20 protein-coding genes and 1 pseudogene are annotated in these 24,956 nt (G+C 58.3%); 12 read left to right on the top strand and 9 right to left on the bottom strand.

Translation table 11 applies throughout. The annotated features are described in order from the left end of the window. Positions 1-15: 15 nt before the first annotated feature. The 4 genes from ACN0SO_RS25125 to ACN0SO_RS25110 all read right to left on the bottom strand — a co-directional run bounded on the left by ACN0SO_RS25125 (position 16) and on the right by ACN0SO_RS25110 (position 5,032). Entirely contained in the window at positions 16-1,008 is a 993-nt protein-coding gene (locus tag ACN0SO_RS25125) for a HupE/UreJ family protein (RefSeq protein ID WP_417682307.1), read from the bottom strand. Then, positions 1,005-1,874, bottom strand: coding sequence for a peptidyl-prolyl cis-trans isomerase (locus ACN0SO_RS25120; RefSeq protein WP_417682305.1), 870 nt, complete (start codon positions 1,872-1,874; stop codon positions 1,005-1,007). The genes ACN0SO_RS25125 and ACN0SO_RS25120 overlap by 4 nt, the downstream gene beginning before the upstream one ends. A gap of 8 nt (positions 1,875-1,882) precedes the next feature. After that, the gene (locus tag ACN0SO_RS25115) at positions 1,883-3,703 is read right to left on the bottom strand and encodes a DUF3604 domain-containing protein (protein ID WP_417682303.1); all 1,821 of its coding nucleotides are present in this window, start codon (positions 3,701-3,703) and stop codon (positions 1,883-1,885) included. A gap of 339 nt (positions 3,704-4,042) precedes the next feature. Beyond that, complete coding sequence (locus tag ACN0SO_RS25110) at positions 4,043-5,032, bottom strand: AraC family transcriptional regulator (RefSeq protein WP_417682301.1); 990 nt, start codon at positions 5,030-5,032, stop codon at positions 4,043-4,045. Positions 5,033-5,184: 152 nt separating this feature from the next. On the opposite strand from ACN0SO_RS25110, the gene ACN0SO_RS25105 reads away from it, so the two are divergent. The 9 genes and pseudogenes from ACN0SO_RS25105 to ACN0SO_RS25065 all read left to right on the top strand — a co-directional run bounded on the left by ACN0SO_RS25105 (position 5,185) and on the right by ACN0SO_RS25065 (position 13,297). Continuing rightward, positions 5,185-5,643 carry a cupin domain-containing protein gene (locus ACN0SO_RS25105; protein ID WP_417682299.1) on the top strand — a complete coding sequence of 153 codons (459 nt, stop codon included), beginning with the start codon at positions 5,185-5,187 and terminating at the stop codon, positions 5,641-5,643. 119 nt (positions 5,644-5,762) lie between these two features. Beyond that, positions 5,763-6,293, top strand: a pseudogene (locus ACN0SO_RS25100) (alpha/beta hydrolase); the annotation flags it as partial. Between the two features lie 384 nt (positions 6,294-6,677). After that, positions 6,678-7,142, top strand: a complete 465-nt coding sequence (locus ACN0SO_RS25095) for a cupin domain-containing protein (protein ID WP_417682327.1) — start codon at positions 6,678-6,680, stop codon at positions 7,140-7,142. Next, positions 7,139-8,374 (top strand): flavin-dependent oxidoreductase, encoded by a 1,236-nt coding sequence (locus ACN0SO_RS25090; protein ID WP_417682297.1) that lies wholly within the window; start codon positions 7,139-7,141, stop codon positions 8,372-8,374. Before ACN0SO_RS25095 ends, ACN0SO_RS25090 begins: the two co-directional genes overlap by 4 nt. 122 nt (positions 8,375-8,496) lie before the next feature. After that, positions 8,497-9,678, top strand: a complete 1,182-nt coding sequence (locus ACN0SO_RS25085; protein ID WP_417682325.1) for an ABC transporter substrate-binding protein — start codon at positions 8,497-8,499, stop codon at positions 9,676-9,678. Between the two features lie 265 nt (positions 9,679-9,943). Continuing rightward, on the top strand, positions 9,944-10,870 hold the full coding sequence (locus tag ACN0SO_RS25080) for a branched-chain amino acid ABC transporter permease (RefSeq protein WP_417682295.1): 927 nt from the start codon (positions 9,944-9,946) through the stop codon (positions 10,868-10,870). Next, a complete protein-coding gene (locus ACN0SO_RS25075) occupies positions 10,870-11,856 on the top strand; it encodes a branched-chain amino acid ABC transporter permease (RefSeq protein WP_417682293.1) in 987 nt (328 codons plus the stop codon). Before ACN0SO_RS25080 ends, ACN0SO_RS25075 begins: the two co-directional genes overlap by 1 nt. Next, positions 11,853-12,599 carry an ABC transporter ATP-binding protein gene (locus ACN0SO_RS25070; RefSeq protein WP_417682291.1) on the top strand — a complete coding sequence of 249 codons (747 nt, stop codon included), beginning with the start codon at positions 11,853-11,855 and terminating at the stop codon, positions 12,597-12,599. The genes ACN0SO_RS25075 and ACN0SO_RS25070 overlap by 4 nt, the downstream gene beginning before the upstream one ends. Then, positions 12,596-13,297, top strand: a complete 702-nt coding sequence (locus ACN0SO_RS25065; RefSeq protein WP_417682289.1) for an ABC transporter ATP-binding protein — start codon at positions 12,596-12,598, stop codon at positions 13,295-13,297. Before ACN0SO_RS25070 ends, ACN0SO_RS25065 begins: the two co-directional genes overlap by 4 nt. A 453-nt stretch (positions 13,298-13,750) precedes the next feature. On the opposite strand, the gene ACN0SO_RS25060 is transcribed toward ACN0SO_RS25065, so the two are convergent. From ACN0SO_RS25060 to ACN0SO_RS25045, 4 genes are all read right to left on the bottom strand, one after another. Next, positions 13,751-14,674: a hypothetical protein gene (locus tag ACN0SO_RS25060; protein WP_417682287.1), complete on the bottom strand. Its 924-nt coding sequence runs from the start codon at positions 14,672-14,674 to the stop codon at positions 13,751-13,753. 53 nt (positions 14,675-14,727) lie between these two features. After that, complete coding sequence (locus tag ACN0SO_RS25055) at positions 14,728-16,572, bottom strand: ATP-binding protein (protein WP_417682285.1); 1,845 nt, start codon at positions 16,570-16,572, stop codon at positions 14,728-14,730. Between the two features lie 145 nt (positions 16,573-16,717). Further along, on the bottom strand, positions 16,718-17,140 hold the full coding sequence (locus ACN0SO_RS25050; RefSeq protein ID WP_417682283.1) for a very short patch repair endonuclease: 423 nt from the start codon (positions 17,138-17,140) through the stop codon (positions 16,718-16,720). Between the two features lie 42 nt (positions 17,141-17,182). Next, positions 17,183-18,883, bottom strand: coding sequence for a DNA cytosine methyltransferase (locus tag ACN0SO_RS25045; RefSeq protein ID WP_417682281.1), 1,701 nt, complete (start codon positions 18,881-18,883; stop codon positions 17,183-17,185). A 637-nt stretch (positions 18,884-19,520) separates the two neighbouring features. On the opposite strand from ACN0SO_RS25045, the gene ACN0SO_RS25040 reads away from it, so the two are divergent. The 3 genes from ACN0SO_RS25040 to ACN0SO_RS25030 are packed head-to-tail and all read left to right on the top strand — an operon-like array spanning position 19,521 to position 22,448. After that, positions 19,521-20,183 carry a 50S ribosomal protein L11 methyltransferase gene (locus ACN0SO_RS25040; RefSeq protein ID WP_417682279.1) on the top strand — a complete coding sequence of 221 codons (663 nt, stop codon included), beginning with the start codon at positions 19,521-19,523 and terminating at the stop codon, positions 20,181-20,183. 14 nt (positions 20,184-20,197) lie between these two features. Further along, positions 20,198-21,805, top strand: a complete 1,608-nt coding sequence (locus ACN0SO_RS25035) for a transporter substrate-binding domain-containing protein (RefSeq protein ID WP_417682277.1) — start codon at positions 20,198-20,200, stop codon at positions 21,803-21,805. 4 nt (positions 21,806-21,809) lie between these two features. Next, positions 21,810-22,448: a hypothetical protein gene (locus tag ACN0SO_RS25030; protein WP_417682275.1), complete on the top strand. Its 639-nt coding sequence runs from the start codon at positions 21,810-21,812 to the stop codon at positions 22,446-22,448. Positions 22,449-22,464: 16 nt separating this feature from the next. Here the strand turns inward: ACN0SO_RS25030 and ACN0SO_RS25025 are convergent, their stop codons facing one another. Then, on the bottom strand, positions 22,465-24,564 hold the full coding sequence (locus ACN0SO_RS25025) for an adenylate/guanylate cyclase domain-containing protein (RefSeq protein ID WP_417682273.1): 2,100 nt from the start codon (positions 24,562-24,564) through the stop codon (positions 22,465-22,467). Positions 24,565-24,956 lie beyond the last annotated feature (392 nt).

Genomic DNA, 24,956 nt, shown 5'->3' with positions numbered 1-24,956 from the left:
ATGACCGCGCCCCCTTCAGAAAAACATCTGCCCCAGGCGCTCGATTGTCCAGAAGGCGGCGAGGGTTCCGATCCCGTAGGCGGCACCGATCGGCGCGGCTTGCGGTAGGGCGACCAGCCGGCGAAGCATCGCCACCGCGGCCAGGATCGCCATGATGAAAGCGAGCTGCCCGAGTTCCACGCCGATATTGAAGAAAAGCAGCGCGAGGGGGATATCGCCGTGGGGCAGGCCGATCTCCTTCAGCGCACCGGCGAAACCGAACCCGTGCAACAGGCCGAAGGAGAAGGCGACGATCCACGGCCAGCGGACGGCAAGGCTGTAGCGGCCGCGCCGCAGGTGGACGGCCTCGACGGCCACCAGCAGAATGCTGAGCGCGATCAGGGTTTCGACCGGAGGCGGCGGCAGCGAGACATAGCCGAATGTCGCCAGCCCGAGAGTGATCGAATGGGCCACGGTAAACGCGGTGACCGTCTTCAGGAGCATGGGCCAGCCGCGCACGACCAGCATCAGTGCAGCAACGAAGGCCAGATGGTCCACGCCTTCTAGGATGTGTTCGACGCCGAGCCGCGTACAGGTCCGCACCACCCGCCATGCAGAGGGCGTCTCCGGGATCCGGACCGAACTGTCCTGAGGCCGCAACAGGAAGCTGTAACGGGTCCCGTCAAGCATCGAGACCTTGACCAGCGCGTCGATCGTTGTGCGTTCCAGATTGTTGATCCGGAGCGTGGCACCCGCCAGCGCGGTGTCGCCGGTCAGGCGATAGCGGAAGATGGCGAAGCCGTTCACGACGGTCTCGTCGGGTTGCCGGGTCAGCGTGAAGCCGGCGCCGAAATCAGGGCGGATATCCTGCAACATCCCGTTTCTGGTCGGCACCTTCCACATCAGTTCGTAGTGCTGAGGCGCCCGTTCGTCGATCTGCAGATAGGCGGGTCTTATCTCGTGCGCCTGCAGCGGCCGGGTCAATGCAGCAAGGCTCAGGAAGACAAGGGCGAGCAGGCGCGTGATCATGGCCGCACATAGTCTTTCATTACCGCCGCCGGGACGCCTTCGGCGCTGATGCGGACCTCGTATTTGTCGAGAAGCTCGTGGAACATCCGCTTCTGTGCGTCCAGCACGGAATAATACTCGTATTGCCGGGCGACGAAGTCGCGGATGTCCTCGAACGGAGCGAGCCGGGCGGACTGGTTCTCGCTTACCAGCACCAGATGCTGTCCGAGCCCGGAGCGCACAGGCCCCGACCAAGTGCCCACAGGCAGGTCCGACAGGGCCTTGGCAAAGCCCCCGCCAAAGGAATTTTCCACCGTCTGCGCCGGGGTCAGCGGCCAGTCGGAGGGCACCGAAAGCTTGCGCAGCCGGTCCGGCGGAACGTCGCCGCCCGAACGCAGCGCCGCAAGAGTAACGTCGAGATTGTCCTCCGCCGCCTCTGATGGCAGATAGAGCACCTGTCGGAAGGCGAAGGCCGGGGGCAGGGTGAAAAGGTCAGGATGCTCCTTGTGAAAGGCGCGGAGCTGCTCATCCGTCGGCGGCTGCATCAGCGTACTGAGATCGCTCGCCACCGCTTCCATCTTCTGCGACAGCCGGGTGCGGATGATCTCGTCGTTCTTGTCGAGGCCCATGTTCAGGGCCTCGCGATAGAACACCTCCTGGCGCAGGTAACGGTCAAGGATCGCCGCCACGTCCTGCGGCGCGGGGTCCCGTTTCCATTGCGCCTTCCAGAGCGTCTTGAGATGGTCCAGACGGGTCTGGTCGACGACAATCACATTGTCGTCGGGTTCGGTCGTTTCCTGCGGCCCGACCTGAGACCACGCGGCGAAGAGCAGCCCGCCCAAAACGATAAAATGGACGAGCGGCTCCCTTGCGATCTGTTTCAGCATCGAATGGCTCAGTCCACCTCGTGCCAGATCGGCGAGGCCCAGGCACGCTCGACGATCTGGCGCTTGACGTCGTCCGGATATTTGACGCCCGCGCGCAGCTCGTCATAGAGCGTCCACCGCGCGGTGGGCAGTTGCAGCACACGAACGTAGTAGAAGGCCTCCTGGTCGGGATTCCAGTCCGGATCGGTCCACACCGTCATTAGTTCCGGGTCGCCTTTCTCGGCGTTGAACGCACCCGTTTCCATGTTGATCGGCGCGTCGATCGGGGTGACGCTGCCGTCCGCCTGAAGCCGGTCGCCCGAGGCCGCAACGTTGTAGATCGTGTCCTTCATTTCCCCGTTCTCGTACCAGCCCTTGATGACCTGTATGCGGTCGAGGTTCGGTCCGATCGGGTCTTTCATCGCCCAGACCAGAAATTGCGGTGCGTCGGCCCCGGTGTAGGTGCCACCCATGGGGACGCCCTTCGCATAGCCGTCGGTGACCATCGCCTCGTAACTGTCGTAGCGGTCGGCAAAGCCCCGGCCGGCAAAGACGCGGACCTTCATGCGCGGGCCGCTGGTGGCGAAGGTTTCCTTGGCGAGCATGGAATCCCAGATCGCGCCGCGGGTATTGGATTCGGCCCAGACGGCGGTGAGGGCGCCGGGGCTCGCGTCGGCGATCCGCATTTCGCCTTCAAGCATGGCCGTCGCGCGAACCTCCGCTGTCTGGTCCGCATAACCATGGCTGCCAACCGTGTAGTTGTCCTCCTCCACGTTGCTGGGCGTCCCGTTGTGGCTGTCGGTGCCGCCCACGAAGCCGTATTTGAACGGGTTCACGCCGAACTGGGCATGGTACTTGATCCCGCGCCCCAGCCCGTAACGGACGAAATTCTCCTTCACGTATCCGCGGCCGCTGAATTTCTGCAGGCTGACAGCGTTCTCGAAGTCAGCGAATTCATCGTTGGGCCAGAAGTTCGGCACCACCTCGGAATTGCCCTTGACCTGCATCATTTCGATCAGCGGCTCCATGCTGGCGCGCCTCTCGGCGTAGTCCTTGCCGATCGGCACACCGGTCAGGCTCGCCTCGGCGAACAGAAGGCCCTTGGATTCATTTGAGTTATGCGGAATGGCGAAGACTTTTTTGCCCGCATCCCGCTGGGTCTGCATCCAGGCCCAGAGCATTTCCGGATCGGCACCCTCGTTCGACGAGAACGGTGCGTCCGGAATGTTGTTGTCGCGAAAGAAGACGTTGCGGTGCTGGTTTGAACCGCCGGGTGCCGAGGTCCATTCGTAAGCGTGGATCGTGGTGAAGACGCCCGGCTTATAGTGCTTTTCCGTTGCCTCGAAATTCTTCTGCCAGGTGGTCTTGATCGCCTCCTCGCCCTGGAAGAATGCGGGGTGGGGATTTCCGCCGCCGGCGAGCGGTGTCAGCACATACTGGTTGTAGAGGCCAAGCGCCGTTTTCAGGTCCGGCGCCTCGCGGAAGGCAACCGCAATCTCGTTATCATAGCCCGGAGCACCCTTGTTCATCAGGCTGTAGGCCTCGCCCATGAATTCCGAATGATCGGTCACCGCGACGAAATCGAGCGGACGCTTGATCCTGTGCAGGCTGCCGTTGACCATGATCTCCTCGCCTTGGGCGAAGCGGTAGGCGTCGTCGGGCGTCAGCCTGTTGCCGGCGATGAATGCGTCCATCGAGACGCCGGTATGGACATGCTGCTCACCGAAATAGGCTTCCTTGAGCGGGTTTTCCGGAACCTTCTCTTCCGCTGTCTGGGCCATGGCGGCAGGCGCGGCCAGAGCGGAAAGCAAGCCGATACCGAGAAGGCGCGAACAGGACACGGTTTTCATGGCGGAACATCCCTGCTTCGTGAGTGAACTGGCCCGCGAATATTGCGGGCGGCAATATTTGCAACGTCCGACGTTGTGAAATTTGAGCGCACAACCCCTGTTATGGAACGCTACTCACGTAAGGGAATCAAGGATAAAGCCGTTACCGTCCGACATTTGTGGACCGGGCTCGTAAACGTGCCTTCTGAACTATTAAGATTTTTGCCGGATGGGTGAAGACATGTGATACGTGCGGGATCAACGCATGCCAACGGCTTGCCGAATGTCTGAATTCAGGCCGGTGAACGCCATGTGCCGGCACACATGATCTCGACCCTTCGGGTCCCTTCCCAACACCCCTCAGCGCTGGTCGCTCGGCAGGTGGCCGAAGCGTTCCTTGTAGTAGTAGGAGAACCGGCTGAGGTGGGAGAAGCCGCAGGTATGGGCGGCCTCGCTGACGCTGGGCGGATTGCGCCGGGCGGAAAGCATGTAATGGGCGGTGTCCAGCCGCGCGTTGCGCAGGGCCTGCATCGGGCTTTGGCCGTAGATGCGCTGGAAGCCTTTCTGTAGCGTCCGCACGTTCATGCGCGCCGCGTGGGCGATGTCGGTCAGCGTGATCGGTTCGCCCAGGTTGGCGTGCATGTATTCCAGCGCGATCCGGATTTCCCGCGGATTGGCGCGCCGGTCCGAGCGCTCGATGATGTGCGAGATGTTGCTGGGCTGAAGGGTCAGCAGCGCATGGGCCAGGTCCTCTTCCGCCTTCAGGTCCTTTGCCGCCAGCGGACCGGCAAACAGGTCGCCGTTTTCGGTCGCCTGGGCGCAGGCCATGACGAGGCGTTTCAGCTGCCGTCCCGGCCCGTTGGTCAGATCGACCTGCATCTGGAACCGGATCGGACCGGGCAGGGGCGCGCCGGTGATCGACCGGGCCACCTCTTCCAGCTGGGTCTTGTCGACCTGGAGAAGCAGCTTGCTGCAGTCGCGCGCCCAGTGCAGCACCGCGCCCCGATCCGGGTTCAGGATGGCGCCCATTTCGGTGGTGGCGGTCATTTCCTCGCCACGGTGCCTGATATTTGCACAGCCTGAAAGCGGCACCTGAAACAGGTAGAACGAGCCGAGCTGTCCCGGGTCCACCGTCACGTCGGCGCCGTAGCGCAGGTAATTGACGGAAATGTTCTTGCCGGTCACCGCGTTGTGGCGGACGAAAAGCCCGGAGCGGCGGCCGTTGATCTCCAGCTTGTGGTCGCACAGCTTGCGGGCCACGATGTGCCGCGCTTCGTCCATGTCGCGCGTGCGCACCACCGGGTGCTGCGCGAAAAATTCCCTCGTCGCCAAAGCCTCTTGTGCGGCCATTCGTTCCCCAACGCTGCAAATACGGGTTTTCCCCGATCAATTTAGCGCACGAGTTCCGATGTGCTTCAAGGTTAAAATTTATGCCGGAACGAGGCGTTCGTTTTTTGGATAACGGCTTGCGGGAAAGCGTTGCAGTGTAGGAGGAGCTTGCAATGACAGGAGTCCGGACAATGGAAAAAGGCGTGTTGAAGGCCGCAGGCGGCATGAACGGCCTGGCCTGGAACGTGGTGGGACACACCTATGTGCCCAAGCTTTTGACGGAGGATGCCTTTGTCTGGCACGCCACCATTCCCGACGGCACCTTCGTTCCCCCGCACATCCACCCGACCCAGGACGAGTGGATCTACATGATCGACGGCGAGCTGGACGTGGAGTTCCCCGACGAGCATGCCAAGGCCGGTCCGGGCGACACGGTCAGGATGCCGCGCGGCATCGCCCACGGCATCTTCAACCGCTCCGGCAAGACGGCGACCTGCGTCTTCGGCGTGTCGCCGGCGCGCAAGCTCTACGAGCTGTTCACCGAGCTGGACGGGGTCACAGACCCGGCGGAACTGGTGCGCCTGTCGGCCTTGCGCGAAGTGAACTTCCTGCCTCCCCCCGATGCGACGTGAGCCGGAAAAGACCCTTTCGAACCCTGCGTAGAGCCTTCGGACGGCTCCTGCGCCCTTTAAAAGGTCACGTGACCGACAACAGCCTCCAACAGTACCGAGTATCCAACAGGACGGCCCACATGATACTGCCACCTTTGCGCGACTGGGACGACGCCTTCGCGAATATGAAACACGTCGAGAATTCCGCCGAGCTTCCCGGCTTCTGGGCCGAGCGCGCCGCCGCCTACAGGGCGAAGCTGCAGGCGGGTGGGCATCGCCTCGACCTGGACGTCTCCTACGGCAGCCACCCGCGGGAAAAATTCGACATCGTCTGGCCGGAAGACACGCCCAAGGGACTGGCCGTGTTCATCCATGGCGGCTTCTGGATGCGGCTGGAAAAGGGCCACTGGACGGATTTCGCCGAAGGCGCCCGGGCCGAAGGCTGGGCGGTCTGCCTGCCCAGCTACACCCTGACGCCGGAAGCGCGGATCCACGAGATCACCGCCCAGGTCGGCCGCGCCATTTCCACGGCCGCCAAGCTCATCGACGGCCCGATCCGCCTCAGCGGGCATTCCGCCGGCGGACATCTGGCGACCCGTATGCTCTGCACGGACAGCCCGCTGCCGGATGCCGTGCGCGAACGCATCGTCCATGTCCTGTCGATCAGCGGCCTGCATGACCTGCGCCCGCTGCTCAACACCGAGATGAACGAGACCCTCCACCTGGATCTCGACGAGGCCCGTGCCGAAAGCGCCGTTCTGGCGCAGCCGGCGGCCGCCACGCCGCTGACCTGCTGGGTGGGCGGGGGCGAACGGCCCGAGTTCATCCGCCAGACCCGTCTTCTGGCCGACATGTGGGCGGGACTGGACGTGCCGGTGCGCTGCGAGGTCGAAGGCGACCACAACCATTTCACCATCATCGAAGGCCTGAAGGATCCGGCATCGCCGATCACCGCCGCCTTTGTCGGCCCGTTCAAGGAAGAGGCAGGCACCGGCGCGCCGGTCCGGGCGCAGGCGGCTCAGGTGTCAAACAGTACAGTGAGTAAGGGGACAAAAATGACCACCATGGCTCCCGGGATCGTCAAGTCCCGCGAAGGTCTCGACGAAATCAGCTGGAACATTCTGGGCCAGACCTACGTGCCCAAGCAGATGACCGAGGAGTGCTTTTCCTGGCACGCCACCCTGCCGCCCGGAACCTTCGTGCCGCCGCATATTCACCCGGACCAGGACGAATTTCTCTATATCCTGGAAGGCCGCTTCGATTTCCTGCTCGACGGCAAGCCGGTCGTCGGCGAGCCGGGCGATCTGGTGAAGCTGCCGCGCGGCATTCCCCATGGCATCTTCAACAAGTCCGACAGCACCATCAAGACGCTGTTCTGGGTTACCCCGACCGCGCAGCTCTACGATCTGTTCTGGGCGCTTCACAATATGGGGCCGGACGCCGATCCGGCGGAGATCGTCGCCGTCTCCGCCGCCCATGCCATCGATTTCCTGCCGCCGGAAGAAGGCGCGGGCCAATGACGGTCCTGATCGCAGGCGCCGGGATCGGCGGTCTGACCGCTGCCCTGATGCTGCACAAGCGCGGTATCAAGGCGCAGGTCGTGGAACAGGCGTCGGAAGTACGCGAGGTCGGGGTCGGCATCAACACGCTGCCCCATTCCATCGCCGAACTGGCCGAACTGGGCCTTCTGCCCCGGCTGGACGAGGTCGGCTTGCGCACCCGCGAGCTGCGCTACCTGACCCGCATCGGCCAGGAAGTCTGGCGCGAGCCGCGCGGCATGCACGCCGGCCACGACCACCCGCAATTCTCCATCCACCGCGGCCGGCTGCAGAAGGTGCTCTACGATGCGGCCGTGGAACGCATGGGACCGGACGCCGTTCTGACCGGCCTGCGCCTGTCGGGCTTCGTCCAGGATGAGGCCGGGGTGACGGCCCATTTCACCGACACGGCCGACGGCCTCAGCTCGACGACCCTGCGGTCCGAGGTGCTGGTCTGCGCCGACGGCATCCACAGTGTCGGCCGGCGCCGGTTCTATCCGAACGAGGGCGGGCCGAGCTGGACCGGTGTCGTCATGTGGCGCGGTGCCGCCGAATGGCCGGTCTGGGAAGACGGCGAGACCATGGCCATCGCCGGCGGCCTGGGCGCGAAGCTGGTGCTTTACCCGATCGCGCCCGCCAAGGACGGCCGGCAGCTGATGAACTGGGTGGTGAACGTGCGCGTCGCCGATGCGTCGGTGTCGCCGCCGCCGCCGGAAAGTTGGTCGAAACAGGCGCCGCTCTCCAAGGTGCTGCCCTATGCGAAGCGCTTCCACGTGCCGGGCATCGATATCGAGGCGCTGGTGCGTTCCAGCAGCGCGATCTACGAATATCCGATGGCCGACCGGGATCCGCTGCCGCGCTGGACCCATGGCCGGGTTACGCTTTTGGGCGATGCGGCCCACCCGATGTATCCGGTCGGCTCCAACGGCGCCGCGCAGGCCATTCTGGATGCGCGCTGCCTTGCCGACGAAATGGCGGCGGCCGAACATCCGCGCGAAGCGCTCTACCGCTACGAGCAGGACCGGCTGCCCAAAACCGCCGAGGTCGTGCGCACCAACCGGATCGGCGGACCCGAGCGCGTGATCGACGAAGTCGAAAAGCGGAGCCCCCGCCGTTTCGAGAACGTCGACGATGTGCTTGGATACGAAGACCGCAAGGCGATCGTCAAAGGCTACGCAAAGATGGCCGGCTTCGCCACGAAGGAAGACGCCTGACCGTCAGGGACGGGCGTCGGCCCGGAACCGGGAAAAGACAAAAACTAAAAAACCGGTTCCGAACAAAGTTTGAGACTGAAATTAAACCAGCCCCGGAGGGGGGCATAAGAGGACGAATGATTATGAAAGCAACGACGAAAATCACATTTGCAAGCCTGGCAGCGGCGCTGGCAATGAACACCGCGCTGTCGTCGGCAGCACTCGCCGAGGACGTCAAGATCGGGATGGTCGTCACCCTGTCCGGCCCGCCGGCAGCCCTCGGCCAGCAGATCGTCGACGGTTTCAACCTCGCGCTGGAACAGAACGGCGGCAAGCTGGGCGGACAGGCCGTTTCCCTGATCGTGGAAGACGATGAACTCAAGCCCGACGTCGCCCTGCTCAAGGCGAAGTCGCTGGTCGAGCGTGACGAGGTCGATTTTGTGGTCGGCACCGTGTTCTCCAACATGCTGCAGGCGATCTTCAAGCCGGTGATCCAGTCGGAAACCTTCCTGATCAGCCCGAACGCGGGCCCGTCGACCTTCGCCGGCAAGAACTGCAATCCCTATTTCTTCGTCACCTCCTACCAGAACAACCAGAACGCCGAAGTCAGTGGCATGATCGCCAACGAGGAAGGCTTCGAGAAGGTCGTCGTGATGGTGCCGAACTATCAGGCAGGCCGCGACAACGTCGCCGGCTACAAGCAGACCTTCAAGGGCGAAGTGGTCGACGAGATCTATACGCCGCTCGGCCATCAGGACTTCTCGTCCGAGCTTGCCAAGATCTCCACGGAAGGCGCGGACGCGCTGTTCACCTTCATGCCCGGCGGCATGGGCGTGCGTCTCGTCAAGCAGTTCAAGGCGACAGGCCTCGGCGACAGCATGAAGTTCACCTCCGTCTTCACCACCGATGAAACCACCCTGCCGGGCCAGAAGGACGACGCTGTCGGCTTCCTGTCCGCCGGTAACTGGGCGCCGGACATGAAGAACGAAACCAACCAGGCCTTCGTCTCCGCCTTCGAGAAGAAATACGGCTATGTTCCGGGCGGCTACGCCGCCCAGTCCTACGACACGGCCATGCTGATCGCCAGCGCACTGGAAAAGACCGGTGGCGACGTCAGCGACAAGGATGCGATGCGCGCCGCACTCGAGGCAGCGGATTTCCCCTCCGTGCGCGGATCCTTCTCCTTCAGCAACAACCACTACCCCGTTCAGGACTTCCACCTGCTGGAAGTGGCCAAGCGGGAGGACGGCAAGTACTGGACGACCGCCAAGCGGACCATCGTCAAGGATTACGCCGACAGCTTCCACGGCGAGTGCAAGATGTAACAAGCGGATCGCGCCCGCCCCTTCGAGGGGCGGGCGCGTGAGGCTGATGACAAACCTTGATCTGGTCGTCCCGGACGAAGCGTCAGCGAAGATCCGGGACCGGCGAGCCGAGGCTCTAATCCCATTGAAATGGTGAAGCTTTTGCTTTCCAGGGCCCGGCGCTCAGTTCGCGCCTGGCCTGCGGAGAAGGGAGGGCTTTGTCGGCAGGTTCTCGCGCCTGTCCCCTTCGGGAGCGGGCGTTTCCCATCAACAAAAGGCAGTCGTGGTGTCTTTCACCCTCCTTCTGATTCAATGCCTGAACGGGCTCCAGTACGGCACGCTCCTGTTCCTGATCGCAGCCGGTCTCACGCTCGTTTTCGGTGTCATGGGGTTCATCAACCTGGCCCATGGCGTGCAGTACATGGTGGGGGCCTATCTGGTCTTTGCCTTTCACCAGCTGACGGGCAGCTTCGTCGTCGCCGTCGTCCTGTCGATGGCCGCAGCCCTTCTGCTCGGTCTGCTTTTGGAGCATTTCGTTTTCCGGCGTCTTTACGGCCGCGATCACCTGGCCCAGGTGCTGGCGACCTTCGGCATCATCATCTTTCTCAATGAATTGGCCAAGGTGATCTTCGGTCCCGCGACGCTGTCGATCCAGCCGCCGGAGTTCCTCGCCGGATCGATCCAGTTGACCGAACAGCTGCGCTATCCGGTGTATCGCTTCGCCACGATCCTGGCCGGGCTCATCGTGGCCGCCGCGCTCTACGTCACGGTGACGCGGACACGGGTGGGCATGCTGATCCGCGCCGGCGCGACAACGCCGGAGATGGTGTCCGCGCTCGGGGTCAACGTCCAGAAACTGTTCATGATCGTCTTCGGCGTCGGCGCCATGCTTGCCGGCTTTGCCGGCGTGATCGCCGCCCCTATCTTCGCCATCGAGCCGGGCATGGGCGACAACATCCTGATCATTGCCTTCGTGGTCATCATCATCGGCGGCATCGGCTCGATCCGTGGCGCCTTTCTGGCAGCCCTTCTGGTCGGCCTGTTCGACACGCTCGGCCGCACGCTCCTGACCGAGGGGCTGGAACTCGTCTTTCCGCCCTCCGTCTCCACCCAGGTGGGACCGGCGCTGGCATCGATGCTGATCTACATCCTGATGGCCGTCATCCTGGTGTTCCGCCCGCAGGGGCTGCTGCCGGCGAAGGGGGCCGCGTAATGCGCGTGGATCGCAGTTTCCTGGTCATGGGGCTCGTATTCGCGCTCCTGCTGGCCGCCCATTTCGTCTTGCCGCTGATCGGTCATTCCTATCTCCTCAATCTGTTGATCAAGGCGATGTTGCTCGCGATCGCGGCGATCTCGCTCGATCTTCTGGTCGGCCAGGGCGGCATGCTCAGCCTGGGCCACGCCGCCTTCGTCGCCATCGGCGCCTATGCGGCGGCCATCGGCCTTCAAAGCGGGATCGAGAATATCCTGGTTCTGCTGCTGATCGCGCTCGCCGTCTCCGGGCTGTTTGCCCTGGTCACCGGGGCGTTGGCGCTCAGGACCTCCGGGGTCTACTTCCTGATGATCACGCTCGCCTTCGGCCAGATGACCTATTTCACCCTGACCTCGCTGGCCCCCTATGGCGGCGACGACGGGCTGACGCTGTGGTCGTTGGCAACGTTCTTCGGCAGCGATGTGGTTCAGAGCGGCGGCCAGCTCTACCTGGTCGTCCTGGCAACGCTGGTTTTGACCTGGTGGGGCGTGAACCGCCTGAACGGGTCCCGCTTCGGCCGGGTGCTGCGGGCCGCGCGCGACAATTCCGAGCGCACCGAGATCATCGGCTTTTCGGTCTTCCGCTACCGGCTCACCGCCTATGTGATCGCCGGCATGATCGCCGCCGTCGCGGGCCTGCTGACCGTGCAACAGGCGGAATTCGTCAGCCCCGCGCTTGCCACCTGGCAGCGCTCCGGCGACCTGCTGGTGGTCGTGGTTCTGGGCGGCCTGGGGACGCGCAACGGCGCGCTGTTCGGCGCGTTCTTCCTGGTCATCGTCGAGGAGGTGCTCGGGTCCGTCCTGCACGAGTGGCGGCTTCTTTACGGCCCGCTGCTGGTGCTGATGGCGCTCTACGCCAAGGGAGGCCTGAGCGACCTGCTGTTTCCGGTAAAGGCCGGGGCCGGCCAGACGGGTGCGCCTGTCACAAGCGGGGAGGAGGCATCATGAGCGTGCTGGAGATCCGCGACCTGAACAAGCACTTCGGCGCCGTGCATGTCAGCCGCAACATCACGCTCACCGTTCCCGAAGGCCAATGCCATGCGCTCATCGGGCCGAACGGCGCGGGCAAGACGACGCTGATCCACCAGATCTCCGGGGTCCTCCGCCCGGACGCGGGCGAGATCGTCCTCGCCGGCCGCAACATCACCGCCAGCAGGCCATCGCAGCGGGCGCAGGCAGGTCTGGGGCGCACGTTCCAGCTAACCTCGATCCTGCCGTCCTTCTCGGTTCTGGAAAACGTGGCACTGGCGGCCCAGGCCAAATCCGGCTCGAGCTTCCGGTTCTTCCGCCCTGCGGCAAAAGAGAAGACCCTGAACGACATCGCCATGGCGACGCTGGAACGCCTCAACATGGGCGATCGGGCCCTGGTGCCCGCAGCCGACCTGTCCCACGGCGAACGCCGGCTCCTGGAACTGGCGATCGCTCTGGCCGGCGCGCCGAGGCTGCTGCTTCTGGATGAACCCATGGCTGGCCTTGGGCGTGTGGAGAGCGCCATGCTGATCGACATTCTGGCCGATCTGCGCCGCAGCATTCCGATGCTGCTGGTGGAACATGACATGGACGCGATCTTCCGTCTGGCGGACACGGTGTCCGTGCTGGTCAATGGAGAAGTCGTGGCTGAGGGCAGCCCGGATCACGTTCGAAACGACCCGGCGGCCCGGGCAGCCTATCTCGGAGACACCCACAAATGAGCGCTCTCCTGTCTGTAACCGGTCTGCATGCGGGCTACGGCAACGCCGAGGTCCTGTTCGGCATCGACCTCGACCTGCCCGAAGGCCAGGTGACCACGCTCATGGGCCGCAACGGCATGGGCAAGACGACCACGGTGCGCTGCCTGATGGGGCTCCTGAAGCCCACCGAAGGCAGGGTGCTGGTGAAGGGTGAGGACCTGACCGGCGAACCGCCCTACCGGATCGCCCAGGCGGGGCTGGGGCTGGTGCCGGAGGGGCGGCTGGTGTTCCCCTCGCTCACCGTCAGCGAAAACCTGCGCGCGACCGCGCGCGCCGTTCCGGACGGCTGGACGGAGGAAAAGATCTACGAGGCCTTCCCGCGCCTCGCGGAGCGCCGGCGCAACCTTGGTTTCCAGCTGTCGGGCGGCGAGCAGCAGATGCTGGCCATCGGCCGCGCCCTGATGACCAACCCGGACCTCCTGATCCTCGACGAGGCCACCGAAGGCCTCGCCCCGCTGATCCGCGAGGAAATCTGGTCCATGCTCGCCCAATTGAAGAAAAGCGGCCTGTCGATCCTTCTGATCGACAAGAACCTCGACGAGCTGTCCCGGATTTCGGACCGCTATTACGTGATCGAAAAGGGCGAGATCGTCTGGAACGGCGACGCGGAAGCCTTCAACGCCGACCGCGACCACGTGGAACAGTATCTGCATTTGTGAGGGGGTGAGCGGCGAGAGGGCTCGTCCCCAACCTGCCCTTGAGGATCTCTACGCGAATGGCCGCTTTACGCCCTCATTTCGGACGTTTGCCCGATTTCAGATCGCTCCTGAAAGCCGGCGTTCGTTGCGGTTCGAACAAATGTCTAAGAAGGGTGGGGAAGCGGACTTTTACTGCGGTTCAAATGAATGACCGAAAAGGGGCCGTAAAGAGACTGGCGGGTTACGTGCTCCGATCGTGCTCAGCTGACATTCATCGGCCGTGGATGTGATGGCAAATCCGGCCCTGAGCTGCCGTTCAACACCTGTTGGTTCAATGGCGGCTTCGCGCCCTCATTTCGGTCCTTTGCGGGTGCTCGGTCTGGTCCGTAAAGCCGCCGTTCGTTGCGGGTTGAGCAAAGGTCTATAGAGCGTCGGGAACCAGCCCCTCAAGAACGGAGTCTTCGAGTGCCTCTGCTATTGAGCCAAAGTTTGTAGTGCAACCACAGCTGCATCGAGCAAACCTAGAAGCTTTGCAGCAGTTCCGGCAGCGGCCAAAGCGCCGGCCGTCTTGCCAGCACTTTTAATGAACTCCGTCAGAAAGCTGCGTGTTTGCTGGAATACAAAACTGGGTTCCTTTGGAACGTCTAATTCCATCAAGGGGTCATCAAGCTGTTCGCGTATTTCTCCAATTTCAAAGTGCAGCGCATTCAACTGCTCGCCGTTGAGTGGCAGCGTCAGCTTATTATCATGTCGAGGGTCTACGTCGTCGTTCGCCTTGCAGCCCGCAAGAAAATCCTCCAAATCCATCAGAGCAGCTTTCGATTTGGCTGCAGCTGACGAGAGGACCTCGTGGTTTCGGTCCGCCACCGGTACTTCGTTTAGAAAATTCCTTAAAGCGTCCTGCAGAACACCCAGTTCCGGATCAGCGGCTTCGAGCAGTGCCTCAGCGGACACCTTCCGAATTGATAGAGCGCTCTTGTTGCTGAAGGAATTCTGAAGCTTCCGCCAGTCCACTCTTTTGGGAAGCTCGACATATCTATTCTCAAAGTCGGCAGTATATGTGACGACTTTTCGATTTAAAATGACTGGTGCATCAAACTGGTGCCCGTATTCACATTTCCAAGGAGGTATTATCTTTTCTCTTTTACGTATTCGCCTTGAGCCGCATACAGGACATTCTTGAAGTAGCTTGTTCCCCCTTTGCTGATGAATTCCATCTATTCTCGAAAGACCAGTTATCCAATCGCCTTCTCTCACCAAGACAACGTCGTCTATAGAAATAGCCTTGTGATTTTGTACGAAACTGTCATAGCTGTATGTTCGAGCAGGGTCGTTTCCATATTGTTTGTTACCCCAATATTTTTTACGACCTGTAATGGTTAGCATCCAAGTCTGCATTGCAGGCCTCTGCATTTGTCAACAACGAATATTTGGCGTTTGTTCAAGTAAAACTATTGATATTGCTTCTTGGCATCAATAAATTCACGATGGAATATTTTAGATTGCTCCAACAATTCTCGATATGTTTTTACAAAAACCTCGCCTGTACTCATATAAGTTTGCTCCTTGGACCTGAAAATGGTTTCAGACGACTTCTGTCCTCCGACCACATAGCAAACAACTTTTGAGAATCCTGACGCTGAAGCGAATTTATCTTTAAGAAATGCTCCGTAATCGTATGCTTGTTCGAGTGCTTTTTTGTCGACTACGTATTTGCTTCTCTTAATTTCGATAACATAAAGAATTCCTCCCAATGTATTGCTGCACAAGAAATCAATCCTTCTGTCGGACTCTTCAAGTTCTTCTTCAGGGTATGTTTCTTTGAGAAGCTTTGAATATGTTACCTCATCCTGAAACTCCAGAACTCTGGGATCAAGAAGCCAAGAAAATTGCTTTAGGAAATTGTGAAGCGTCGGGACTTCTTTCGTGTCGCTGCTCAACAATTGTTCAAACTTGGTTATCACCTCAACGCGGGCTGTTGCGAGAGCGCTTAGTTCCTTTGCTTCTGTGATTTTCCATTCTTCCATTAATTCGATTATTCGAGGAAGTTCAGTTGGAGCAACACGTTCAGCAAGGTCCGAGGCATAATCTTTGAATGATTTATTGTCGAATTTCTCAATGACGTTTCCGATAAGACGAGCAGATTTTTCGACGTCAATTAGCGGATCTTCCAAGACAGGATTTATAATTTTCTCGGCAAGTGTTCTTTCGTATGAAACAAGCCCTTTCTTCCATTCATTGACATCAATATTTCCCGATTTTGCGATTGACGCAGTTTTTTTGTCGCTTCTTTTCTTATTCCAGTCAGCGCCTAATTTACGAACCACGTGCTGTAGGTAGGTTCGTAGTTCTGACGCTCTGTCGTTCTCCCATATAAGAGAGTGGCGATCCGTGCTGATGATGTCTTCATCGAACTCGTCGATAAAGTCGACGCTCAAATAGCCAGTGATGTAAGTGTGCACAAGATCATTGTCTCGAGCTCCATAAAACTCTGGCTCATTGACGATTTTACCTCGTGAGACGAGGTAGATTCCCCTCATTGAGGTGTCTCTTACCGGCGTTTTAGGGGTTAGTATTTTGCCTTTGATCAGATTCCAATAGTCGTAGTTTTTGTCAAAAAAATCGCTCGGGAAATCCCACTGAAATTCAATATCCAGTTCAGAAAATTTCATTTCGTTTGTTAAAATTACTTCATCCGTTCCGTTGAGTGACATTTGCACTCTCATTTCGTCAAATATTATGAACCTCTTAGCTAGATTTTTGGCTAGTAAGTTTAGGTCAAAGGGGCTTTTACGCTTAATTTTTTTAAGCCAAATCTCTGTTCCGGATGCGTCAGTTGTATTTGTATTTTGCGAAATTATTTTGGGATGGTACTCGCCTTTAAGTCTTTCTATTTCTTTCAAATCCATAGAGAAGCTATTCTCAAGGCCATCACGCACTGTTCGAACCACGATTTCGGTACACACGCCGAAAACCGACAGCTTTCCCAGTCCCTTTTTACCAATTACGGGACGATTTTTTTTGGGTGAGATCGCTGTATCGCCCTGGTCTCGGCGGTTGCGGCCGACCATTAGATATTTCTCGTCAATTTCCTCCAGAGCCATCCCATGGCCGTCGTCAGAAATGTAAATTTCCTTACCTTGAGGCCCCTCGGTTAGTTCAATACGAACGTTGTCGGCGTCAGCATCGTAAGCATTAGAAACTAATTCTGAAAAAACGCTGGGTAACTGAGAGTAGAGAGAAACACCCAGATGTTTGATAGTTAAAGGGTCGTATTTTAGAGTGAGTTCTCTCATTTTTCACCAGATGTAATTTGAGTTCGTCTCTGTCGGAGATGCGCCACGGATCGAGTGTGCAACCGAAGGTGTATATGGTGAAGGCCTGTCCAGGCAACTTTTTTAGGACGCGGCCCCCCATAGGTTTAGACAAACAAGAGGCTGGTCAATGATTTTGGGCGATCAGTTGTTTTCGTACTCTATCGAGAACCCTGTCAGGAAATTGTCGAATCTCGCATTCCCAGACGATTAAAACCTGCCATCCAGTCAGTCGGAGTTCTCTCTGGTTCCTTAAATCTCTCGAGACGTTGTCTTGAAATTTTTTATTCCAGAACTCTGTTCTTGATTTCGGAGTGGTTGCAAATTTACAATTTTTGTGCCGGTGCCAAAAGCAACCATGAACAAAGATCACGGAATTATATTTTTTTAGAACAAGGTCAGGTTTGCCGGGTAAATTCGAGACGTTTAACCGGTATCGAAATCCAGCGGCATGAAGCAGACTGCGAAAGCGAATTTCTGGAGCAGTGTTCTTGCTCTTAATTCGAGACATGTTCCAGCTTCGGTGTTTTTTCGAAATCTTGTCAGCCAATTCTTTCTTTCAGATAGCCAAGAACCAGAAACGAGACGGAGGCTATTTCCTCGCTGCATTGAGACTTGTTCTCATAAACAAGTCTGCAACCACATCAGCTAATTGATAAGCTAAATATGGTGGAACAGCATTGCCAATCTGATGATATTGTTCTGTGCGATTTCCCTCGAAGAAATAGTTATCTGGAAAAGTCTGTAGCCTTGCAGCTTCCCTTCCTGTCAAACTTCGACATTGAGCGGGATCGTAGTGAATATAATAGTGTCCATCCTTCGAAATATGCGACGTAATCGTACTTGCCGGCTTGTCTGCCGTTTGTACCCGAAATCGATCTTCAAAAATCACACTGCGCTCTTTCCTTCCAGAACCTATTGCTAGATCTTTTGTATTTTTATGATTTGGTAATAAGACACTTGGGAACTCATACAGGGTGGGTGAAACCCCAGTATGTTGTGCGTATGAAGCAGCGAACATATACCGAATTAGGTCAGAAACCATGTGGCTGCGGGCTCGATGCTGCAAAATACCGCCTACTTTTTTATCAGCCAACCAGGAACCAAGTGCGCCAGTAAGAGAATAATCCCCTTCCAGATATTGACCTCCAACGCCACTATCGATGGCGAGGCTCTTTTGCGCGTGAGTTATGTTCGAGCGGACATACTCGTTCTCAACATGAGGGTGCAATACCTGTTCTATACCTGTCCGTATTGCATCTGCCCATTCAGAAGAATTGTCAGGTCGTCTTGAAATGTGGCTCCGTACCTTTGGTAGATTGCCGATTACCTCTTTAACCGAAACAAGCCTGTCTGCTCTCTTTAGGCTTCGAGGTTTAGCAGTAATATCATTTCTTATTCCAAGAAGAATTACTCTATGCCGTTTCTGAGGAATGCCAAAATCTTCAGAATTTATTACGAAATCTCTCCACGAGGGTTCAATTCCATCGACAGTTTCTACAACAAACGACTGGATTTTGTAGTCAAAAACCTTTTCGGGTTTCATAAGGCCGTCGCGACGATCAGCATCAAGGGCATGCCACGGGGATCTTAGGTCTCTTAGTATATTCTCCAATACGTTTTGGGTTTTTACTTTGCTTGACAGAATGCCTTTTACATTCTCCATGACGAATATGCTTGGCTGATGGACCGCAACAATCTCAAGATATTCTTTGTATAATTTGTGGCGATGGTCTTCGTAGAACTGGTCCCTTGCGCGGCTATTGGTGGCCTCGGTGGAAACCCGAGCCAATTCTTCGCTGTTCAGGTGGCCATTTTGTTCCTGGAATAGTGGCCCCAACTCCATCGAGAACTTTTCACGTAATTTTCCGAGAATACGGCTGCGGCCTACCATCGAATAGGCCTGGCAGGGTGGTCCACCAATCAACAACCAGTTTTCGGCACCGTTGAGTGCACCGGTAATTCTGCTGTGAACTTCTTCTCGCGGAGTTTTTCCTAACTCCGCGCACCATGCTTCCTCAGATGCCTCTTCGGCCTCCTTCGGATATCTGGCGAACAGATCATCTTTACTTATTTCACCCCTCACATACTGATAGTATTCGTCGGGGGGCGTTCTATCACTGAATTTTCGAAAAAAGGACCGAAGGAGCAGGGTTTTATGTGCGACAGGTTCTTTCTCGATTGAGAGCTTAATGTCGAACCCTGCACCCGCATGCTTATATCTGCTGAAGCCTTCCCCCAGTCCTCCCGGCCCTGCAAAAACGTCGATTACAGGGATGTGTGTCGGGGGCATTTTTAAAGTCCGCAATCTACTTCATAACCGATTGAAGGTCCGGCTCAGTGGGGTAAGCAGCTTTAGTTCGTTGTTTTTCTTTTCGCAAGCTCGGCCGGCCTTTTAGAAGCTTGCGGTGGAGAGAGTTCGGTGGTTTGTTGTGTCAACCGACTTCGCATATGCAATGCAACGAATGTCTGCTTCGACGGGCTGCATCGCAGCATCATATCGGCGAGTGAATGACCGCTCAGGGCCGAAAGCTGCATTGGGACAGCCATGCTCTAAGGTCCGATTTCCTGTTATCCGAATCCAATCTTGCCAGTCCCCTCCCGGCGCCATTTCAGCTATTCGTTCACTCTGCAACAAACGCCGCTTTCTGCCCAGACTGCTGAAAAAGTATGCCGGCGTAATTTGTCCGGTCATGGACTGAAATGAAATTACCCGCCTAAACCCGCCGGGAGCCTCCGCCGGGTAAAGGCAACGGCAGACCTGCTACGTCTTGTCGACCTTCCTCAGCGTCGCGCGGACTTCGGGAAGCAACATCTGCCTGCCAGGGCACGGAAAACACGGACGGTTTACGTCCGGTTTGCGATTTCTGCTTATAGTGCGGATCATGGCTGAAAACACGTTATCTTCCTGCGCAGGAACGGAAACACAGATGTCTATCGGCGTGTTTTCTCCGACCGAATACACGACCATGCTGCTTGGCTTTCTGCAAGAGAACGTCGATCGGGTGGCCGATCGCACAGTCTGCGAAATCGGCACCGGCAGCGGTGTTGTTGCGATGCAGGCCTCATTGCTCGGAGCACGTTCCGTAACCGTGAGTGACGTTGAACGGGACGCACTTGATGCCGTGTCCGCTTCCTTCTCCCGATTGCCGCAAGGATCGACCGACTTCAGCTGTCTCCTTGGCCCGCTCTGGCAGCCTTACGGTATAAGAAGCTTTGATCTGATCCTCGCCAACCTGCCTCATTTCCCCACCCCTTCTTTGACCTTGCCGGGGCGTCTGCCCACGTGGGCCATGGGTGGGGCCGATGGACGCAAATTGCTCGACCCGTTCCTGGAAGGCCTGTCGGAGCACCTCGCCCCGGGAGGTCTTGCGGTTTGCACCCACAATCGTTTTGTCGGAATTGAACAGACCCGCGCCTATCTGCGAGCGCGGGGACTGTCGCTGCAGACCTGCCGTGAGACGATTGTCCACCTTTCCCCGCTCAAAGTGTCCGCACTGACCCACGGCGCGAGCGGCTATGGCGAAGATGTCTTCACGTTGGGAGAACATGTTTTCGGCCGCGTCTGTCTGGCTGTCGCAAGTTGGGCATGAGATCGGGAAGCCGGATGCCAAGACCTCTCCTGTCCCTGCTGTTGCTCGCTCTGATGCTTCTGCCCTGGCCTTCAACGGCCACCGCCCAGTCTGTCTCCACGCTGGTCGAGCAGGCGAGGACCGAAGCGCTTCAACGGTGTAATTCCACTGAGCGGGGCGACCGCCTCTACGACATCCTCTGCAATGGCGTGATCCGCGTCGGCGTGCGAAGCGATTATTCCCGCTTTGCCACCGAGCGCCAGGGCGAACGCGAAGGCTTCGAGATCGACGTTGCGGAACAGATCGGAGCAATGCTGGGTGTCGACGTGGAGTTTGTCGACGTCACGCCGGTGACACGCATTTCCGCTCTGTCCGATGGCCAGATCGACCTGGTCATCGCCACCATGGGCCACAATTCGACCCGCGACGCCAACGCGCGTTTCATCCGGCCGCACTACTACTCGAGCCAGACGGTCATCATCGGGCCCCGGCGGCTGGAAATCGGCTCCTGGGACGCCATGTCGGACAAGACCGTCTGCACGACGGTCGGCAATTATGCGAACACGCTGCTTGTGCCGCGCGTGGCCCGGGTGATGCTGTTCGACACGCCGGCCCGGCTGGTCTCAAATCTGCGGTCGGGAACCTGCACCTTCATTGCACAGGATGACAGCGTCCTCGCCAACGCCATGGCCGATCCCGAGATGGCGGCGCAGTTCGAACGCAAGCTGGGGTTCGGCGAGATTCCGTGGGGCATGGCGGTCTCACCTCAGGGAAGCGACCAGCTGGCTGACCTGCTGGACCGGCTTTCGATCGACCTGCATGCGGAAGGCGTATTGCTGGATATTGCCCGGAAGCATTCGATAGAGACCGAATATCTCGAACGCATGCAAACGCTGTGGCAGCGTGACGACTGCCGACAGTCTCCGTCGAAATGCCTGGCTCCACCGCTTAAGGCCGAACTTACGCCAAGTCCGTTCAAGGCTTTCGTTGAATCGGCCTATGCCTGGGCACAAGAACACCTTGCCGTGTTTTACAGCGATGTTGCCTGGGACCTTTTTACCAATGGCATGCTGGTGTCATTGATCGCAGTGGCCGGTGCGCTGATCGCGACGCTGGCCATGAGCTTCATCCTCGCCGTTTGCCTGACCTCAGAAAGCAGATTGTTGAAATGGCCGCTGGCGGTGCTGCTGGCCGTCCTGCAAAGCAGCCCTCCCATCCTGATCCTGGTCTGCGTTGCGACGGCTGCAAACCAACTGTTCTCCTATTCGCAGGTTGTGGCGCTCCTGGTTGCCATCCTCTCCATCGCGCTCATGAACGGAGCCTTCGCGGGGCAGGCAATCGCCGATGCCTGGCGGTCTGTGGAGACGCCCAAGGGAAAAGGAGAGCGCTGGCGCCAAGCCGTAATCCGGTCGGCATCGCAGATCGAAGCCTTCCTCACCAATGCGACGCGCGGGATTTCGGCGGCCAGTTTCGTCGGCGTCGCCGACCTTACCAATGCGCTCAACGACATCACGTCCTTTTCCCGAAACCAGGCCATAACATATTGGATTCTCTTAATCTTCTATATTCTGGTCGTCATGGTCGTCGTCCGCCTGAGCCGCAGGCTTCGTGTGCGCATCGAACGACTGGAACCGAAAGGCTGACGCCATGATTGGACCTTTTTCGGAAGATCTGCCGCTGCGCATTGCCGAAGGTTTGCTGGTCAACTTCGAAATCGCAATCTCGGCCCTCGTTATCGGACTTGCAAGCGGCGGGCTTCTGGCGTTGCTGGGACGATTGCAAAACCCGGTGGTGAGCGGCGTCATCGGATCATCGATCTCGGTCCTGCGGGCAACACCGGTCTTCATTGCGATGTTTTTCCTGGCGGGGGTTCTGCGCAGTCATTATTCGGCCCTGGAAGCCTGGTTCGCCGATCCCAGGATCATGTTCGTAACCCTGGCATGTCTGCCTTACATTACCTCCTACGCCTATGATCAGGTCAGCGAAGCCCTGGTCCAGTGGCATCGAGGCGCACATCGCGCCGCCATGTTGCTGATCCCCAATATGGCCAGATCCTTTCAGATCCTTGTGTCCGCATCCTGCTTCGGAGCGGCAATCGGCGTGAACGAGGCCATGAGCGTGGTACTGTCGGAGGCAGAGCTGCTTGGCCAGTCGGTCTGGCGGTTTGTGTTATATGCGCTCACCGTGCTGCTGTTTTTCGGCCTGATGCAGACCGTCGTCGCCTCCTCCCGCCTGCTGCACCGGCTTGTAACAGCCCGCTTCTCGGACGCGCCTCGGGCCTATTAGGATCTAAGGACCAGGGTCAGCCGACGGCAGTTCCGGTTCGGTTGGCAGAGTTCATTTCCGCCAGCACCGTCCGCGCGACCGGATCGTCGGGATAGTCGATCAGGATTTTGCGATAGAGCGCGATCGCCCCGTCATCGTCGCCGGCCAGACGCAGCTCGAAAGCAGCACGGCTGATTTCCGCAAGCCGCAGGGTTTCCTCATCCGGCTCGTATTCCGCCCCCTGACCGTACGCACCCAGCAACTCGTAGACGGTGATGCTTGCGCGCCGTCCCTTGACCCGGACATCTCCGATGGGCCGGACACAGAGACTGTCACCGGCTTCCTTGTAAACGGAGTGACTGATGCAGATGTTGGTTCCGTAGGTCTTGTTCAGCGCCTCCAGCCGCGACGCTATGTTCACACCGTCGCCAAGCACCGTATAGCTCATCCGTTCGGGCGAGCCGATATTGCCGACAATCACCGCATCGCTATGGATCCCGATCCGCACATTGAGCGGGTTACCGCCGACTGCCAGGACTTCCGCGTTCAATTCGCCGACCGCACGCTGGATATGCAACGCGGCCAGGCAGGCCCGCCGTGCGTGGTCCTCCATGATCGCGGGCGCACCCCAGAATGCCATGACACCATCACCGATAAATTTATCGATCGTGCCCGCTTCGCGATTCACCGATTTTGTCGCGATGTTGAGATAGTCCGAAACCCTCTGGACTAGTTCCTTGGACGGGATTTTCTCGGAGAGGTCGGAAAAACCTTCCATGTCCGAGAAGAAAATCGTCAGGAAGCGGCTGCTGCCGCCAATTTCCAGTTTCTGCTCCGACTGAAGCAGGTCCCTCACCAGGCTGACCGGCACAAACGAAGCGAAGGAACGGATCGCGGTGTCCAACGTCTCAACCGCGCTGGACAGCATCTGTATCTCCCGCACGCGTGTTCTGGGAAGGTCGTTCACCGTCTCCTGCCGAAGGTCACGGATGTTTTCAACGCTGCTCGCCAATCGTTCCAGCGGCGTCGACAGTTTCTTGGCCAACAGCCAGATGATCAGGATCTGCAAGGCCGTCGCCCCAAGTCCGAGCAAAAGCATACGGCGGTTGTTAGATTTTATTTCAGCGTTGAAGTCATCCATCGGCGCGATGACAAAGATCTGCCAGTCCTTGTGAGCGACAGATTCAATCGGTTTCAGTGAGGCGACGAATTCCCTGCCGTTGTGCTGCACAAAATAGGATTGCGCACCACGGTCCTGAATCTCGCGCTGACTGTAAACGATACCGACCATCTGATCGGCCCACTCGCTGATGTGGGTCAGCCTCAGCCTGTCTCCGATCTTCTGGGAAACCGTGCGTTCTTGAGAGTTCGCAATGATATTGCCGTGGGCGTCGAGAATAAAGCTGACAGAATTGGGACTGACCTGGCGCTCCGCCAGATAACTTGAGAGCCCCTCCAGCGTCAGATCGATCGCAACGATGCCCGAAAACCGGTCGTGCCAATAGATCGGTGCGGCGATGGTGAAGCCGACCAATGACAAGGTCGCAAACAGATCCGGGTCCGAAATAGTAAGCCTGTCAGCGTCCTTGGTTACCTTGTACCAGAACCGTTTGCGTGGATCATAGGTGCTGGCCGCACGTGATCTCCCCGTGACCTGGTTGTCTGCGTTCATGAACTCGTAAGTTTCATCAAACGCGCCATCCCCATCGGGAATGATCCAGCGATGAGCGAACGTCGTGCCGCCGGGCAAGGGCGCGTCATGAACGTTCTGCCCGTCCAGCATCGCCCTCGCCTGCAGGAAAGTACCGTCGGTTTCAAGACCGACATAGGCGCTTAGAACGTCTGGTGTTCCACGCGCGACAGTCGCCAGAAAATCCAAAGCGCCAATGTTCTGGAAAAGGCCTGGCTGAACGCGCCCGGCGCTGGCCATGGTCTCAACACTGGCGGAAACCTCGCGGAAAAGGTTTTCGACACTGTCAGCGGCATTCGACTGATGTTGCTCGATCCTCTTGAGCGAGTCACTGCGCGCAATATCTTCGCTGGACAAGTAATTAAAAGTTATGACGCCAATGAAAACGGGAAGGGTCAGGATCAGAAATAAAGTCAGTATTACCGATTTCAGGCTTGGGTTTCGCATTTGTTATTGCCGCTTCCATCAATGACCAACCCAGAATGCCGATCCAAACCTTCATTCCCCAAGTGATCTGCCGTTTGACCGCAAGATCCCCTGATCACGCCATCGGATCAAGCCTTTTCCGCCCTGACAAAGGTGCCTCAAGTGAAAGCTGGCCGATATGCTTCCCTCACGTACGGAGGGGCTGATGTTGCAGGATTTTATGTTGAACAGATCTCTTCCTTGGCGACCGCGTGCCGATCTCAGACAATGTCACCGGCCTGAACGGGGAGTCAGCGCATCAGACGGAGACTTGTGCGTAGTGCAGCTCGGCAAGCACGTTCGCCGGAAACAGGAAGAACGTTTCATCCGAAAAAAATGCAACCAAATATTCATCGGCAGATTTTACACCATCT

The sequence above is a fragment of the Roseibium sp. genome, from assembly GCF_048260565.1.
Taxonomy (GTDB): domain Bacteria; phylum Pseudomonadota; class Alphaproteobacteria; order Rhizobiales; family Stappiaceae; genus Roseibium.
Note: the sequence above shows the minus strand (reverse complement) of the source record. Positions and strands in the feature narration are given on the sequence as shown.

Coding starts and splice junctions, on each gene's coding strand:
- ACN0SO_RS25040 (WP_417682279.1), top strand. CDS start 19,521: ATGTCTATCGGCGTGTTTTCTCCGACCGAATACACGACCATGCTGCTT.
- ACN0SO_RS25120 (WP_417682305.1), bottom strand. CDS start 1,874: ATGCTGAAACAGATCGCAAGGGAGCCGCTCGTCCATTTTATCGTTTTG.
- ACN0SO_RS25075 (WP_417682293.1), top strand. CDS start 10,870: ATGCGCGTGGATCGCAGTTTCCTGGTCATGGGGCTCGTATTCGCGCTC.
- ACN0SO_RS25060 (WP_417682287.1), bottom strand. CDS start 14,674: ATGCAGACTTGGATGCTAACCATTACAGGTCGTAAAAAATATTGGGGT.
- ACN0SO_RS25085 (WP_417682325.1), top strand. CDS start 8,497: ATGAAAGCAACGACGAAAATCACATTTGCAAGCCTGGCAGCGGCGCTG.
- ACN0SO_RS25030 (WP_417682275.1), top strand. CDS start 21,810: ATGATTGGACCTTTTTCGGAAGATCTGCCGCTGCGCATTGCCGAAGGT.
- ACN0SO_RS25045 (WP_417682281.1), bottom strand. CDS start 18,883: ATGCCCCCGACACACATCCCTGTAATCGACGTTTTTGCAGGGCCGGGA.
- ACN0SO_RS25095 (WP_417682327.1), top strand. CDS start 6,678: ATGACCACCATGGCTCCCGGGATCGTCAAGTCCCGCGAAGGTCTCGAC.
- ACN0SO_RS25035 (WP_417682277.1), top strand. CDS start 20,198: ATGCCAAGACCTCTCCTGTCCCTGCTGTTGCTCGCTCTGATGCTTCTG.
- ACN0SO_RS25025 (WP_417682273.1), bottom strand. CDS start 24,564: ATGCGAAACCCAAGCCTGAAATCGGTAATACTGACTTTATTTCTGATC.
- ACN0SO_RS25055 (WP_417682285.1), bottom strand. CDS start 16,572: ATGAGAGAACTCACTCTAAAATACGACCCTTTAACTATCAAACATCTG.
- ACN0SO_RS25115 (WP_417682303.1), bottom strand. CDS start 3,703: ATGAAAACCGTGTCCTGTTCGCGCCTTCTCGGTATCGGCTTGCTTTCC.
- ACN0SO_RS25105 (WP_417682299.1), top strand. CDS start 5,185: ATGACAGGAGTCCGGACAATGGAAAAAGGCGTGTTGAAGGCCGCAGGC.
- ACN0SO_RS25110 (WP_417682301.1), bottom strand. CDS start 5,032: ATGGCCGCACAAGAGGCTTTGGCGACGAGGGAATTTTTCGCGCAGCAC.
- ACN0SO_RS25090 (WP_417682297.1), top strand. CDS start 7,139: ATGACGGTCCTGATCGCAGGCGCCGGGATCGGCGGTCTGACCGCTGCC.
- ACN0SO_RS25065 (WP_417682289.1), top strand. CDS start 12,596: ATGAGCGCTCTCCTGTCTGTAACCGGTCTGCATGCGGGCTACGGCAAC.
- ACN0SO_RS25070 (WP_417682291.1), top strand. CDS start 11,853: ATGAGCGTGCTGGAGATCCGCGACCTGAACAAGCACTTCGGCGCCGTG.
- ACN0SO_RS25125 (WP_417682307.1), bottom strand. CDS start 1,008: ATGATCACGCGCCTGCTCGCCCTTGTCTTCCTGAGCCTTGCTGCATTG.